This window comes from Candidatus Aalborgicola defluviihabitans (assembly GCF_016705985.1).
In the GTDB taxonomy this organism is placed as follows: Bacteria; Pseudomonadota; Gammaproteobacteria; order Burkholderiales; family Burkholderiaceae_C; genus Allorhodoferax; species Allorhodoferax defluviihabitans.
In genome coordinates this window covers 1-13,667 of record NZ_JADJKN010000014.1, presented here as the reverse complement: position 1 = coordinate 13,667, position 13,667 = coordinate 1, and the positions used below count along the sequence as shown (strand labels likewise).

The 13,667-nt window shown below is 58.6% G+C and carries 14 protein-coding genes, 1 tRNA gene and 2 pseudogenes; 14 read left to right on the top strand and 3 right to left on the bottom strand.

Annotated elements, in window-relative coordinates:
• Nucleotides 1-3 precede the first annotated feature (3 nt).
• Nucleotides 4-723 carry an ABC transporter ATP-binding protein gene (locus tag IPI80_RS14250; RefSeq protein ID WP_413861198.1) on the top strand — a complete coding sequence of 240 codons (720 nt, stop codon included), beginning with the start codon at nucleotides 4-6 and terminating at the stop codon, nucleotides 721-723.
• Nucleotides 724-769: 46 nt separating this feature from the next.
• Here the strand turns inward: IPI80_RS14250 and IPI80_RS14245 are convergent, their stop codons facing one another.
• The gene (locus tag IPI80_RS14245; protein ID WP_413861196.1) at nucleotides 770-1,822 is read right to left on the bottom strand and encodes a CDP-6-deoxy-delta-3,4-glucoseen reductase; all 1,053 of its coding nucleotides are present in this window, start codon (nucleotides 1,820-1,822) and stop codon (nucleotides 770-772) included.
• Between the two features lie 45 nt (nucleotides 1,823-1,867).
• On the opposite strand from IPI80_RS14245, the gene IPI80_RS14240 reads away from it, so the two are divergent.
• Entirely contained in the window at nucleotides 1,868-2,779 is a 912-nt protein-coding gene (locus IPI80_RS14240; protein WP_413861194.1) for an NAD-dependent epimerase/dehydratase family protein, read from the top strand.
• Here the strand turns inward: IPI80_RS14240 and IPI80_RS14235 are convergent.
• Nucleotides 2,776-3,468 (bottom strand): phosphatase PAP2 family protein, encoded by a 693-nt coding sequence (locus tag IPI80_RS14235; RefSeq protein ID WP_413861192.1) that lies wholly within the window; start codon nucleotides 3,466-3,468, stop codon nucleotides 2,776-2,778. The genes IPI80_RS14240 and IPI80_RS14235 overlap by 4 nt on opposite strands.
• 102 nt (nucleotides 3,469-3,570) lie before the next feature.
• Between IPI80_RS14235 and rfbB the strand changes: the two genes are divergently transcribed.
• The 7 genes from rfbB to IPI80_RS14200 all read left to right on the top strand — a co-directional run bounded on the left by rfbB (nucleotide 3,571) and on the right by IPI80_RS14200 (nucleotide 8,217).
• Nucleotides 3,571-4,659, top strand: a complete 1,089-nt coding sequence (rfbB, locus tag IPI80_RS14230; protein ID WP_413861190.1) for a dTDP-glucose 4,6-dehydratase — start codon at nucleotides 3,571-3,573, stop codon at nucleotides 4,657-4,659.
• A complete protein-coding gene (gene rfbD / locus IPI80_RS14225; protein ID WP_413861188.1) occupies nucleotides 4,656-5,585 on the top strand; it encodes a dTDP-4-dehydrorhamnose reductase in 930 nt (309 codons plus the stop codon). The genes rfbB and rfbD overlap by 4 nt, the downstream gene beginning before the upstream one ends.
• Entirely contained in the window at nucleotides 5,569-6,480 is a 912-nt protein-coding gene (gene rfbA / locus IPI80_RS14220; protein WP_413861186.1) for a glucose-1-phosphate thymidylyltransferase RfbA, read from the top strand. The genes rfbD and rfbA overlap by 17 nt, the downstream gene beginning before the upstream one ends.
• Nucleotides 6,477-7,025 (top strand): dTDP-4-dehydrorhamnose 3,5-epimerase, encoded by a 549-nt coding sequence (gene rfbC / locus IPI80_RS14215; RefSeq protein WP_413861184.1) that lies wholly within the window; start codon nucleotides 6,477-6,479, stop codon nucleotides 7,023-7,025. Before rfbA ends, rfbC begins: the two co-directional genes overlap by 4 nt.
• Before the next feature lie 45 nt (nucleotides 7,026-7,070).
• A complete protein-coding gene (locus IPI80_RS14210) occupies nucleotides 7,071-7,568 on the top strand; it encodes an META domain-containing protein (RefSeq protein ID WP_413861182.1) in 498 nt (165 codons plus the stop codon).
• Nucleotides 7,569-7,739: 171 nt separating this feature from the next.
• Nucleotides 7,740-7,892: a hypothetical protein gene (locus IPI80_RS14205; RefSeq protein ID WP_413861180.1), complete on the top strand. Its 153-nt coding sequence runs from the start codon at nucleotides 7,740-7,742 to the stop codon at nucleotides 7,890-7,892.
• Nucleotides 7,876-8,217: a HigA family addiction module antitoxin gene (locus IPI80_RS14200; RefSeq protein WP_413861178.1), complete on the top strand. Its 342-nt coding sequence runs from the start codon at nucleotides 7,876-7,878 to the stop codon at nucleotides 8,215-8,217. The genes IPI80_RS14205 and IPI80_RS14200 overlap by 17 nt, the downstream gene beginning before the upstream one ends.
• Nucleotides 8,218-8,336: 119 nt before the next feature.
• Here the strand turns inward: IPI80_RS14200 and IPI80_RS14195 are convergent.
• Nucleotides 8,337-8,421 (bottom strand) — tRNA-Leu (locus IPI80_RS14195).
• Between the two features lie 41 nt (nucleotides 8,422-8,462).
• On the opposite strand from IPI80_RS14195, the gene cysM reads away from it, so the two are divergent.
• The 5 genes and pseudogenes from cysM to IPI80_RS14170 form a co-directional block, all read left to right on the top strand.
• Complete coding sequence (gene cysM / locus IPI80_RS14190; RefSeq protein ID WP_413861176.1) at nucleotides 8,463-9,365, top strand: cysteine synthase CysM; 903 nt, start codon at nucleotides 8,463-8,465, stop codon at nucleotides 9,363-9,365.
• Between the two features lie 112 nt (nucleotides 9,366-9,477).
• Nucleotides 9,478-10,752 (top strand): Vi polysaccharide biosynthesis UDP-N-acetylglucosamine C-6 dehydrogenase TviB, encoded by a 1,275-nt coding sequence (tviB, locus tag IPI80_RS14185; RefSeq protein WP_413861174.1) that lies wholly within the window; start codon nucleotides 9,478-9,480, stop codon nucleotides 10,750-10,752.
• A 44-nt stretch (nucleotides 10,753-10,796) separates the two neighbouring features.
• Nucleotides 10,797-11,823: pseudogene (locus IPI80_RS14180) on the top strand (NAD-dependent epimerase/dehydratase family protein).
• Nucleotides 11,824-11,960: 137 nt separating this feature from the next.
• The gene (locus tag IPI80_RS14175) at nucleotides 11,961-12,332 is read left to right on the top strand and encodes a hypothetical protein (RefSeq protein ID WP_413861172.1); all 372 of its coding nucleotides are present in this window, start codon (nucleotides 11,961-11,963) and stop codon (nucleotides 12,330-12,332) included.
• 604 nt (nucleotides 12,333-12,936) lie between these two features.
• A pseudogene (locus IPI80_RS14170) lies at nucleotides 12,937-13,667 on the top strand (UDP-glucose dehydrogenase family protein); the annotation flags it as partial.

The following is a 13,667-nucleotide window of genomic DNA, read 5'->3' as shown; positions in this document are numbered from 1 at the left end:
AGAATGACAACAAACATATTGCTCAAGGTCACTGGCCTGAAGGTTTCTTACGGTGGAATTCAGGCCGTCAAAGGTGTGGACTTTGAAGTCCACGAAGGTGAACTGGTATCGCTGATCGGCTCCAACGGCGCTGGCAAGACCACCACCATGAAGGCGATTACTGGCTCGCTGCCGATCAACTCTGGTGATATTGAATACCTCGGGAAAAGTATCCGTGGCCAAGGCCCCTGGGATCTGGTCAAGCAGGGGCTGGCCATGGTGCCCGAAGGTCGTGGCGTGTTTACCCGCATGACCATCATTGAAAACCTGCACATGGGTGCCTACATTCGCACTGACAAGGCCGGCATTGCCGCCGATATCGACAAGATTTTTGGTATCTTTCCGCGCCTCAAGGAGCGCCGTGACCAATTGGCCGGCACCATGTCCGGCGGCGAACAGCAAATGCTGGCCATGGGACGCGCCCTGATGAGCCGCCCCAAAGTGCTGTTACTGGATGAGCCCTCCATGGGCCTGTCACCCATCATGGTCGACAAAATTTTTGAAGTGGTCAAAGACGTCTACTCTCAGGGTGTCACAGTCTTGTTGGTGGAGCAAAACGCCAGCCGTGCGTTGGCACTGGCAAACCGTGGCTATGTGATGGAGTCCGGCATCGTGACCCTGACGGGAAAAGGCGAAGATATGCTGAACGATCCGCGTGTGCGGGCGGCCTACCTGGGCGAATAGACACTACCCTCTGCACGCTCGCCGGGTCGACCGGTTTTGAATATCCTCAGGGGTGGACCTTGTCCGCCTCAGAGGTAAACGAATCGGCGAAAAATTCATCGACCGATAGTTGCGCCAGCTCCGTAAAGTCCTTGCGCGCCGAGTCCACCACCACCGGCGCGCCGCAGGCATACACCTGGTGGGCGCTCAGGTCGGGGAAGTCTTGCAGCACAGCGCGGTGCACAAAGCCAGTTCTGCCTTGCCAGTGGTCTTGCGGCAGGGCGTCTGAGACCACCGGCACATACGTCAGATTGGGCATGAGCTGGGCTTGTTCTTTAGCCCACGCATCCATGTAGAGATCTGCCGGTCGACGGGCGCCCCAATACAAGATCACCGGCCTTTTGATGCCCTGGTGTTCCATGTGCTCAAGTAGTGCCTTGATGGGGGCAAAACCGGTCCCCGACGCCAGAAGAATGATGGGCTTGTTGGAGTCTTCCCGCAGGAAGAAACTGCCATAAGGCCCTTCGATGCGCAATATGTCCTTTTCCTTCATGGCACCAAAGGCGTGGTCGGTGAACTTGCCGCCTGGCATGTGGCGGATGTGCAGTTCGATGTGTGGCCCCAGATGGGGTGCATTGGCCATAGAGTAGCTGCGCCGCACACCGTCGCGCAAAATAAATTCCACATACTGCCCGGCCCGGTAGGCAAAACTGTCGTTGGCTGGCAGTTGCAACTGCAGCGCCATCACATCGGGCGACTTCCTGGCCATGGTGGTGACCCGGACCGGCATTTTCTTGATGGGCAGGGCCCCCAGTTCGGTCACCTGGCGTGATTCCAGCACCAGGTCGGTTTGCGGCACCGCACAGCAGGTCAGTACCCAGCCGGCGGATTCTTCCTCGGGGCTGAGCGCTTTGAACTGGTGTGTGCCATGCTGGACCGTGCCGGACACCAGCTTGCACTTACAGGAACCACACGCTCCATCTTTGCAACCATAGGGCATTCCAATACCTTGGCGGATACCGGCGGACAGAACCGCCTCTCCTTGCGCGACGTTAAACGCGCGCCCGCTGGGTTGCACAAGAACTGAGAAAAGTGGTGCGTCTGCGTGGCTGGGCGTCATCTTGTGGGTATCCTTGGAACTCTTCTAGTCAACAAGCCTGCAATTTTGCCTTCAAACCAAAGCCCCCTTGGATCATTGCCATCCCGTTTTCGCCGCGAGCGCGTTCTCATTGTGGGTTGTGGCGATATTGGAATGCGTGTTGCAGACCAGTTGTCCCCCCGCGTTCGGTTGATGGCGCTGACATCCAATGCCGCCCGCGTGCCCCAATTGCGCGCGCACGGAGTGACCCCGCTGAATGGCAACCTGGACGCGCCCCGAACGCTGCGCCGTCTGGCAGGATTGGCAACGCGCGTTGTGCATTTAGCCCCACCGCCCGCCAACGGATGGGCCGATACACGCACGCAATCGTTGGCACAGGCCCTGCGCATGCGCGCCAGACCGCGCAGTGTGGTCTACGGTTCAACCACGGGTGTCTATGGGGACTGTGGTGGGGAATGGGTTGCCGAAACCCGTGCGGTGCGTGCGCACTCACCGCGCGCACAACGCCGTGTAGATGCGGAAGCACGCATGCGGTTTTGGGGGCGTGGATCGGGTGCGCGGGTGAGCATTTTGCGCATCCCCGGCATCTATGCCACCAACCGCGCGGGCGGAACGCCGCGCGAGCGCCTGCTCAAGGGCATTCCTGTTTTGCGTGATGAGGACGATGTCTACACCAACCATATCCAGGCCGACGACTTGGCCCGTGCATGTTGTCTGGCCCTGTGGCGCGGTGCAGCCCAGAGAATCTACAACGTCAACGATGACAGCGGATTGAAGATGGGCGACTATTTTGACGTGGCAGCAGACCTGTATGGCTTGCCACGCCCACAGCGCATTGCCCGCGAAGGCGCTGCTGAGCAACTGCCTCTGGTGCTGCTCAGCTTTATGAATGAATCACGGCGCATGCGCAACCAGCGCATGAAAGATGAGTTGGGTCTGCGTCTGCGCTACCCGACTGTGCACAGTGGCTTGCGTTAAGACGGGGTCAGACGCATCAGCAGCTTCCACACCACCCAACTGCATACCAGGGTGATGGGGCAGGCCCACAACACGTCACTCAGCCAATGGGCGCCATCGGCCATGCGGGCAAAGCCGATGACCAGGCCAGCAAGTACGCCACTGGCTCCCCAAGCCAGGGCGCGGCGGCGTTGCACCAGCATCAGCGACACGAAGAAAATTCCACAGGCCACATGCCCGCTGACAAAGGAGCAGTTGTTGTTGCATTGGTCGGTCATCACCGTGGCGCGGGTGAACTGTTGTGTTCCGCCAAAGGGCTCCACCTGGTAGGGGCGGGCTCGTTGCCAGTTTTCCTTGAACCCACTGTTGACCAGCAAGCCCGGCCCCAATGCGCCTGCCAACACCACAAACCCCAGTTGCAACCGCCAACGCTTGCCAAATGGCGTGAAGCAGGCAACCAGCCAACCCACCAACGCCAGCAGAACCAGCGTCCGGAACACCGCTGGCACGTATAGATTGATCAGTTCCACCCACCACCAGCCTGCTGCCTCCAGCTGTGGTGCCGGCCCAATGAACCAACCGGCGGCTCGCAAATCCACCGCAGTCCAGATGGTGGGCACCAGTGCCAGTGCCACGAATGCACCCAAAATCCACCAAAACATCGGGGGTGTTTTGGTATCTGTCGGATGGATGGTCTGCAGAGTGGGCATTACAAAAATGTGAGCAATTGTTCAGTCAGCCATTGTCCGCGATACGGTGCGAAAATCCCCGGCAGGTATGATTTAGCCTTCACTAATCGGACAGAACTCTCCATGACCATTCTCGTCACCGGCGGCGCCGGATTTATTGGTTCCAACTATGTGCTGGACTGGCTCGCGCAGTCGGATGAAACCGTTGTCAATCTGGACAAACTCAGCTACGCCGGCAATCTGCAAAACCTGGCCAGCCTGAAGGATGATTCCCGGCACGTCTTCGTCAAGGGCGACATTGGCGATGCCACCCTGGTGCCCGAACTGCTTGCCCAATATCAGCCGCGCGCCGTGGTCAACTTTGCTGCTGAATCCCATGTGGACCGCTCTATCCATGGCCCCGGTGAATTTGTGCAGAACAATATTGTTGGCACCTACCAGTTGCTCGAATCTGTGCGCGCCTACTGGGCCGCTTTGCCGGCCCCGGCAAAGGCAGACTTCCGCTTTTTACATGTCTCTACCGACGAGGTGTATGGCTCACTGGGCAAGAGCGATCCTGCCTTCACCGAATCGAACACCTACGAGCCCAACAGCCCCTACAGCGCCAGCAAAGCGGCCAGCGACCATCTGGTGCGTGCCTGGCACCACACCTATGGCCTGCCGGTGTTGACCACCAATTGCTCCAACAACTACGGCCCTTACCACTTCCCCGAAAAGCTCATTCCCCTGGTTATCGTCAACGCGCTGGCCGGCAAGACGCTGCCGGTCTATGGCGATGGCCAGCAAATCCGCGATTGGCTGTACGTCAAAGACCATTGCAGCGCCATTCGCCGCGTGCTGGAAGGCGGAAAACCCGGTGAAACCTACAACGTGGGGGGCTGGAACGAGAAAGCCAACCTGGACATCGTGCGCACCATCTGCGGTTTGCTGGACAGCCTGCAGCCGCGTGCAGATGGCAAACCCTACGCCGACCAGATCGCCTTCGTGACCGATCGCCCAGGCCACGACCGCCGCTATGCCATCGATGCCCGCAAGATCGAACGCGAGCTGGGCTGGAAGCCCGCCGAATCCTTTGACACCGGCATTGCCAAGACCGTGGCCTGGTATTTGTCTAACCAGGACTGGGTGGCCAATGTGCAAAGTGGCGGCTACCGCGACTGGGTGCAAACCCAATATGGCGGCCAGTCAACACCCACCGCCGCCACAGCATGAAGATACTTCTACTGGGCACCGACGGTCAGGTTGGCTGGGAATTGCAACGCAGCCTGGCCCCATTGGGCGAGTTGATCGTTATGGGCGTGGACAGCGCTACCAACCCCGGCGGCCTGTGTGGCGATTTCACGCAGCTGGATGCACTGGCAGATACCGTGCGCCAGGTTCGCCCCGACGTGATCGTCAATGCAGCCGCACACACTGCGGTGGACAAGGCTGAAAGCGAGCCCGAATTTGCCCGCCTGCTCAATGCGTTGGCACCCGGTGTACTGGCCGACGAGGCCCAGCGCCTGGGCGCCTGGCTGGTGCACTACAGCACCGACTACGTATTTGACGGCAGTGGTGAGCAGCCCTGGAAAGAGGGCGACGCCACCGGCCCGCTGAGCGTGTACGGGTTGACCAAGCTGGAAGGTGAGCAGGCCGTCATGCGCTGCGAGCGTCACCTGATCTTTCGCACTAGCTGGGTCTACGCCGCCCGTGGTGGCAATTTTGCCAAGACCATGCTGCGCCTGGCGCAGGAACGCGAGACACTGCAAGTGATTGACGACCAGTTGGGCGCTCCCACCGGAGCCGATTTGATAGCCGACGTCACCGCCCACGCGCTGCGCCAGATCAAGCCCTGCCAAGGCGATGGCGACGTAGCCCTGGCCGGTATCTACCACCTGGTTGCCAGTGGCTGCACCAACTGGAATGCCTATGCAAAACACGTGGTAGCCCTCGCCAAATCTACACAACCAGCTATAAAAATCATAGTAAATGAAATCAAAGCCGTACCCACATCGGCTTTTCCCACAGCGGCCAAGCGGCCCCACAATTCGCGGCTGGACACCACCAAGCTGCAAACCACTTTTGGCCTGGTACTGCCGCAATGGCAGGCTGGCGTTAACCGCATGTTGAACGAGATTGACTATGGCCGTACCCACTAGCACCCCCACCACCCGCCGCAAGGGCATCATCCTGGCCGGAGGCTCTGGCAGCCGGCTGCACCCAGCCACGCTGGCCATGAGCAAGCAACTGCTTCCGGTGTACGACAAGCCCATGATTTACTACCCGCTCAGCACCCTGATGCTGGCCGGCATGCGCGACATCCTCATTATCAGCACACCACAAGACACCCCGCGTTTTGTGCAGTTGCTGGGCGACGGCAGCCAGTGGGGCATCAACCTGCAATACGCGGTGCAGCCCAGCCCGGACGGCCTGGCGCAGGCCTTCATCATTGGCGACCAGTTCATTGGCAACAACGACAGTGCGCTGGTACTGGGCGACAATATTTTCTACGGCCATGATCTGCAAATTTTGCTGAACAATGCCGACCAGCAAGCCCAGGGTGCCACGGTGTTTGCCTACCATGTGCACGACCCCGAACGCTACGGTGTGGTGGCGTTTGATGCGGCTGGCCGTGCCCGCAGCATTGAAGAAAAGCCTGCCAAGCCGCAAAGCCATTACGCCGTTACCGGCCTGTATTTTTACGACAACCAGGTAGTAGACATCGCCAAAGCCGTCAAGCCCAGCGCCCGGGGCGAGCTGGAAATTACCACCGTTAACCAGGTCTATCTGGAAAAAAACCAACTCAGCGTGCAGATCATGCAGCGCGGCTACGCCTGGCTGGACACCGGCACGCACGACAGCCTGCTGGAAGCCGGCCAGTTCATTGCCACCCTGGAGCGCCGTCAGGGCTTGAAGATTGCCTGCCTGGAGGAAATTGCCTGGCGCCACGGCTTCATCAACAGTGAGCAACTGGCCAAACTGGCACAACCACTGGCCAAAAATGGTTACGGCCAGTATCTGCTGGGCCTGCTCAAAGAAGAAAGCCATCCATGAAGGTCACCCGCACGGCGATTCCCGATGTCATGCTGATCGAACCGCGCGTGTTTGGTGACGCGCGGGGCTTCTTTTACGAGAGCTTTAACGAGCGTGCCTTTGCCGAGGCCACCGGGGTACAAACTACGTTCGTTCAGGACAACCACTCCAAATCGGTCCAGGGCGTGTTGCGTGGCCTGCACTACCAAATCCAGCAACCCCAGGGCAAGCTGGTGCGGGTGGTGGTGGGCGAGGTGTTTGACGTGGCGGTCGATCTGCGCCGCTCGTCGCCAACGTTTGGCAAATGGGTCAGTGCCGTGCTGTCGGCCGAGAACAAAGCCCAGTTCTGGGTGCCACCCGGTTTTGGCCACGGCTTTGTGGTGACGTCGCCCACGGCGGAGTTTTTGTACAAAACCACCGAATATTACGCACCCCAGCATGAGCAAAGCATTGCCTGGAACGACCCATTTTTGGCCATCACCTGGCCAGATCTGGGCGCGCCGCCGCAGGTGTCGGCCAAAGATGCCGCTGGCGCGCACTGGGCCAACGCCCAATTTTTTGACTAAACCCGGTCTGACGAAGCCTGTTTGAACCACCTCAGGAGCATCTGTATGGCAACACAAGTCTCTGGTTTCAAGCTGAGTGCATGGGTATTGGCGGCAGCGCTCAGCGCCTGCGCAGTGCCTGGCCCTGGGTCAGCCCCAACACCAACGCCACCGCCAGCTTCAGGTTCAACACCCGCCCCGGATGCACCTGTCGCCACAACGTCTCTGGTGGGCACCGAGTGGGTGGCGCTTGCCATCCATGGCGCACGGGAAGTGACGGGTTCTAAAATTCGTCTGCGTTGGGTTGCGGCAGACCAGATCACAGGGACCGGCGGTTGCAATGGCTTTAGGGCGCGCGCCGGAACCAACCTTGCCACCTTGCAGTTGGGGCCCATGTCGTCTACGGGAAGAGCCTGTTTGAGCCTACCCGGGTCGCAGGAAGATCTCTTTATCAAAGCATTGGAGCTGACCCGCAAGGCGCGCCTGGAGCGGGATCAACTGATTTTGATGGACGACGCCGGCAAACAGTTGGTGCGCTTTCAGCGCGCGGCACCCTCGCGCTAGAGACGCCGCTCAACTTTCTGGTAGGCGTGACCGTAGCCAGTGGAATTGTTGAGCAACTGAAAAGTGCATGGCCGCACCCGATAGGTCGGGGTTGGCACTGGTCGCGTGGTGACCGCTGATTGCAAGCTACGCATACAATGAACCACGATTAAGACCCGGGCCCCCCCCCCGATGCTGCTGCGCCGCTTGAATGAAACGACCAACGCCCAGGGGATGAACCTGCCGGGGTGGAAGTTGCACCCGCTGAAAGGGCGCGACCTCAAAGGGCATTTTTCTGTGTGGGTGAACGGCAACTGGAGACAAGACTATGGCGCGCATGTTTAACCCCCCACACCCCGGCCTCACGCTGCGTGATGACGTATTGCCCGCGCTGGCGCTGACTGTGACCCAAGCCGCAGAGCAGCTTGACGTTTCCCGTGTAACACTATCCCGCGTGCTGAATGGCCGGGCGGCCATATCCCCTGAAATGGCCCTGCGCATAGAGGCATGGTTGGGCGTGGAGCGTGGGGGCGAAGCACGGCTATGGCTGGCGGAGCAGAGCGCCTATGACGTGTGGCAGGCTGCGCAGCGATTCAAGGCCGCGCCCATGCAGGTTCAGTCTGCGCCAGCAATGGCGGGCACCTTAACAGCAGTCAACTTGCCCAAATGATTGAAAATGTGTAGCACACGCTCAGGGTTTATCGCCCGCATGGCAGTTGGCTGACTTATATGACCACCAAAAAGAAAACCCCGCTACCAAAAAGCTAGCAGGGTTCCTATATTGCACTATGGTGCCCGGGGCCGGAATCGAACCGGCACGCCTTGCGGCGCGGGATTTTGAGTCCCGTGCGTCTACCAATTCCACCACCCGGGCGACGCAACAAACAAGACCTAAATTATGGCACATTTAAGGGCATGAAATACCCAACAATTGAAGATGCCATCGGCAACACGCCTTTGGTGGCCCTGCAGCGCATTGGCGCGGCAGACAACGCAGCCCGCAACACGGTGGTTTTGGGCAAGCTCGAAGGCAATAACCCGGCGGGCTCGGTCAAAGACCGGCCCGCGCTATCGATGATCCAGCGCGCCCAGGAACGCGGTGAAATCAAGCCAGGCGACACCCTGATTGAGGCCACCTCGGGCAACACCGGCATTGCGCTGGCCATGGCGGCCGCCATCAAGGGCTACCGCATGGTGTTGGTTATGCCAGAAGACCTGTCCATTGAGCGGGTGCAAACCATGAAGGCCTTTGGTGCTGAACTTGTCCTCACCCCCAAGAGCGGGGGCATGGAATATGCCCGCGACCTGGCCGAGCACATGCAACGCGATGGCAAGGGCCGGGTGCTGGACCAGTTTGCCAACCAGGACAACCCGCGCATCCATTTTGAAACCACCGGCCCCGAAATCTGGCAACAAACCGGCGGGCGCATCACGCATTTTGTCAGTGCCATGGGCACCACCGGCACTATCACCGGGGTGTCTCGCTTTCTCAAAGAAAAAAACCCTGCCGTGCGCATCGTCGGTGCGCAGCCATCCGAAGGCTCGCGCATTCCCGGCATCCGCAAGTGGCCGCAAGAATACCTGCCCAAAATTTACAACCCCGCCAATGTGGATGAACTGGTGTACGTGAGCCAACCCGACGCCGAAGAAATGTGCCGCCGCCTGGCACGCGAAGAGGGCATTTTTGGTGGCATCTCTGCGGCCGGTGCCTGCTGGGTAGCACAAGAAATTGCGCGCCGCGAGCAAGACGCCACGGTCGTGTTCATTGTCTGCGACCGGGGCGACCGCTACCTCTCTACCGGGGTGTTTCCTGCCTGACCCTGGCGGCTGTTATCGGCAACGCCGTGCAAGTTACACTACACCCGCTCTACGGGCCAAAGTTCACAACAGAATTGAATTAACCCCGCATCACTCTAGGGAACTGTCACACATGCAACTGGCTGATATCAAGCTGGCCATTATTGGCTTGGGCTACGTAGGATTGCCCCTTGCCGTTGAATTTGGCAAAAAGCGCACCGTGGTGGGCTTTGACATCAACCAAAATCGCATCGACCAGCTAAAAGCCGGGCACGACTCCACGCTAGAGACCGAACCCGAAGAACTGCAAGCCGCAACGCAACTGGGCTTTAGCACCGACATGCAAGACCTGCGGGCCTGCAACTGCTTTATCGTTACCGTGCCCACCCCCATAGACCAGCACAAGCGGCCCGACCTGACGCCGCTGATCAAAGCCAGCGAGACGGTTGGCAAAGTGCTCAAGGCAGGCGACATCGTCATTTACGAATCCACCGTCTACCCCGGCTGCACTGAAGAAGACTGCGTGCCCGTGCTGGAAAAGTTCTCTGGCCTCACCTTTAACCAAGACTTTTTTTGTGGCTACAGCCCCGAGCGCATCAACCCCGGTGACAAACAGCACCGCGTGACCACCATCAAAAAGGTAACCTCGGGCTCCACCCCCGCCATTGCCGACCTGGTGGATGCGCTCTACAACCAAATCATCACCGCTGGCACCCACAAAGCCAGCAGCATCCAGGTGGCCGAAGCCGCCAAGGTGATTGAAAACACCCAGCGCGACGTCAACATTGCCCTTATCAATGAGCTGGCCCTCATCTTTAACAAGTTGGGCATTGACACCGAAGCCGTGCTGCAAGCCGCTGGCAGCAAGTGGAACTTTTTGCCGTTTCGCCCCGGCCTGGTAGGCGGCCACTGCATTGGCGTGGACCCGTATTACCTCACCCACAAGGCCGAATCCATTGGCTACCACCCGCAAATCATTCTGGCCGGACGCCGTCTGAACGACAGCATGGGTGCCTATGTGGTCACCCAGCTCGTCAAAGCCATGACCAAGCGCCGCATGCCGGTACAGGGTGCCCGCATTTTGCTGATGGGCCTTACCTTTAAAGAAAACTGCCCCGACCTGCGCAACACCCGCGTGGTGGACATTGTGAAAGAGCTGGCCGACTACAACGCGCAAACCGACGTGTATGACCCCTGGGCCAACACCGCCGATGCCCAGCACGAATACGGCATCACCCCCGTGCAAAACCCGGTGGCCGGTGCTTACGACGCCATCATCATCGCCGTGGCCCACCACCAGTTCAAAGCCATGGGCGCAGCCGCCATTCGCGCCCTGGGCAAGCCCGACCACGTGCTGTACGACCTGAAGTACCTTTTGCCAAAATCTGATAGCGATTTACGCCTCTAGCCCTCGTCAACATTACGTAGCCAGCTATAAAAACAATAGTAAATATGACCGCGTTTGATCAACTTCAAGCCCGCCTGACAACCGAGCAACACACCTGGCTCGTAACCGGTGTGGCCGGTTTTATTGGCAGCAACCTGCTGGAGGCATTGCTCAAGCTCAACCAACGCGTGGTCGGGCTAGACAACTTTGCTACCGGCCACCAACGCAACCTGGACGAGGTGCAGGGCCTGGTTACCCCCGCACAGTGGGGCAACTTTGGGTTTATGCAGGGCGACATCCGCACACTGCAAGACTGCCAAGCTGCCTGCGCGGGTGTGGACTACGTGCTGCACCAGGCCGCCTTGGGCAGCGTGCCGCGCAGCCTGGTGGACCCTATCACCACCAACGGCACCAACATTGGCGGTTTTTTGAACATGCTGGTGGCCGCGCGCGATGCCCAGGTAAAAAGCTTTACCTATGCCGCCAGCAGCAGCACCTATGGCGACCACCCCGCGCTGCCCAAGGTGGAAGACACCATTGGCAAGCCGCTAAGCCCCTATGCGGTCACCAAATATGTAAACGAGCTGTATGCCGACGTATTTGCCCGCAGCTACGGCTTTGCCACCATTGGCCTGCGCTACTTCAATGTGTTTGGCCCCCGGCAAGACCCCAACGGTGCCTATGCCGCCGTCATACCCAAGTGGACGGCATCGCTGCTGCAAGGCGAGCCGGTGTTTATTAATGGCGACGGCGAAACCAGCCGCGACTTTTGCTACGTGGCCAATGCCGTGCAAGCCAACCTGCTGGCTGCCACCACAGCCAACCCGGATGCCAAAAATCAAGTCTACAACGTGGCCGTGGGCGACCGCACCACGCTGAACGATCTGTATGCCCTGTTGCGCGACAACCTGGTGGCACACGGCGTCAGTGCAGACGCTGAAGCCGGTTTATCGGGATTTTCGGGCGGGCGACGTGCGGCACAGTCTGGCCGACATTGGAAAGGCACAGCGTTTGCTGGGCTATGCGCCGTCGCACAGACTGGCGGCAGGCGTGGTTCAGGCTATGCCGTGGTATATCGCGCAAAAGCAATGATGAAAATAGCCTCTAGCCCGCGTCAAATATACGCATTGCGCTATCAGGAACGTAGCAAATGACAGCAATGGGTTCCATCACACCAGTTAGTCACGATTCGCACCTGGTTGGTAACCGGGGCCGCTGGCTTCATTGGCATGCACACCTGTCTGCGCCTACTGGCTCGTGGTGATAGCGTTATCGGGCTGGATAACCTCAATGACTACTACGACGTTTCATTGAAGCAATCGCGACTGGCACAACTGCAAGCCCATGGCAACTTCAACTTCACAAAGATTGATGTGGCAGACAGACAAGGTGTAGCTCAGCTTTCGATCAGTACCAGCCTCAGCGCGTTATCCACCGGTAGCGCAGGCCGGTGTGCGCTATTCCATTACCAACCCCACGCCTATGTGGACAGCAACCTGGTCGGGGTTTGTCAATATTCTGAAGGCTGCCGCCACAATGGCGTCCAGCACTGGTCATGCCAGCAGTCCAGTGTCTGGGCGGTAACGCTGCACTGCCTTTAGCGAGCACCACAACGGACCACCCGGAGAGCTTGTATGCGGCCACCAAAAAGCCAACGAGCTCATGGCCCACACCTACAGTCATTTGTTTGGTGTGCCAACCACCGGTCTGCGCTTTACAGTGTACGACCCTGGGGCCGACCAGATATGGCGCTGTTCCTGTTTACCAAAGCCATTTTGGCGGGACAGCCCATAGACATCTTCAACAATGGCGCGATGGTGCGACGACTTTACCTATCGATGACATCGTCGAAGGCCTGATTCGTGTTGCTGACAAACCAGCCACCGAGAACAGCGTTTATGACCCGGCTAACCCAGATCCGGCAACCAGCAGCGCCCCGTACCGAGTGTTCAACATCGGTAATAACCAACCTACACCACTGATGGACTCACATCCATGCGCTAGAAAGCGCGCTGGGTATTACCGCAATAAAGAACTATCTGCCGATGCAACCCGGTGACGTGCCCATCACCTCTGCCAATACTGACGAATTGCATGCCTGGGTTGGTTTGAAGCCCAACACCCCAGTGCCGAAAGGCGTGGCCAGTTTTGTGTTGGTACCGTCAGCATTACCAACTGTGATTAATCCATCCACCTCACCAAAGCATGAAAATTTCCATATTCGGCACTGGTTACGTCGGCTTAGTTAATGGCGCCTGTCTGGCCGAGGTCGGCATGACGTCTTGTGTATGGACGCTGACCGTGCCAAGATCGACAAACCGCGCAACGGCATTATCCCGATTTGGGAGCCCGGCCTGAGCCCATAGTGGCGAACAACGTCCAAGAGGCGCTTGAACTTCACAACCGATGTCGCACAGCGTACAACACGGCGTGGTGCTGTTCAACGCGGTGGGGACCTACCTGATGAAGATGGCAGTGCTGACCTTCAATACGTGCTGGCTGTGGCTGAAGGTATTGCCACCATATGACAGACTACCGCGTCATAGTCAATAAATCCACAGTGCCTGTGGGCACCGCCGAACAAGTGACCGCCGCCATAAACGCTGTTCTAGCGAGCCGCTCATTCGGTAGTACAAATGAAGCTCAGTCACTTACTCCGACCTTCGATGTGGTCTCCAACCCCGAGTTTTTGAAAGAAGGTGCCGCAGTCAGCGATTTTTCAAAACCCGACCGGATAATTATCGGCATCGATAGCGGAGCCAAAGGCGAACGCGCACGTACTGTTATGCGCGATTTGTACGAGCCTTTCAATCGCAATCATGACCGAATCCAGTTTATGGGCGTGCGAAGTGCCGAACTCACAAAATACGCAGCCAACGCCATGCTGGCCACCAAGATCAGCTTTATGAATGAAATGGCCAATATGGCGGAGTTGT

Coding starts and splice junctions, on each gene's coding strand:
- IPI80_RS14250 (WP_413861198.1), top strand. CDS start 4: ATGACAACAAACATATTGCTCAAGGTCACTGGCCTGAAGGTTTCTTAC.
- IPI80_RS14245 (WP_413861196.1), bottom strand. CDS start 1,822: ATGACGCCCAGCCACGCAGACGCACCACTTTTCTCAGTTCTTGTGCAA.
- IPI80_RS14235 (WP_413861192.1), bottom strand. CDS start 3,468: ATGCCCACTCTGCAGACCATCCATCCGACAGATACCAAAACACCCCCG.
- rfbB (WP_413861190.1), top strand. CDS start 3,571: ATGACCATTCTCGTCACCGGCGGCGCCGGATTTATTGGTTCCAACTAT.
- rfbD (WP_413861188.1), top strand. CDS start 4,656: ATGAAGATACTTCTACTGGGCACCGACGGTCAGGTTGGCTGGGAATTG.
- rfbA (WP_413861186.1), top strand. CDS start 5,569: ATGGCCGTACCCACTAGCACCCCCACCACCCGCCGCAAGGGCATCATC.
- rfbC (WP_413861184.1), top strand. CDS start 6,477: ATGAAGGTCACCCGCACGGCGATTCCCGATGTCATGCTGATCGAACCG.
- IPI80_RS14210 (WP_413861182.1), top strand. CDS start 7,071: ATGGCAACACAAGTCTCTGGTTTCAAGCTGAGTGCATGGGTATTGGCG.
- IPI80_RS14205 (WP_413861180.1), top strand. CDS start 7,740: ATGCTGCTGCGCCGCTTGAATGAAACGACCAACGCCCAGGGGATGAAC.
- IPI80_RS14200 (WP_413861178.1), top strand. CDS start 7,876: ATGGCGCGCATGTTTAACCCCCCACACCCCGGCCTCACGCTGCGTGAT.
- cysM (WP_413861176.1), top strand. CDS start 8,463: ATGAAATACCCAACAATTGAAGATGCCATCGGCAACACGCCTTTGGTG.
- tviB (WP_413861174.1), top strand. CDS start 9,478: ATGCAACTGGCTGATATCAAGCTGGCCATTATTGGCTTGGGCTACGTA.
- IPI80_RS14175 (WP_413861172.1), top strand. CDS start 11,961: ATGCACACCTGTCTGCGCCTACTGGCTCGTGGTGATAGCGTTATCGGG.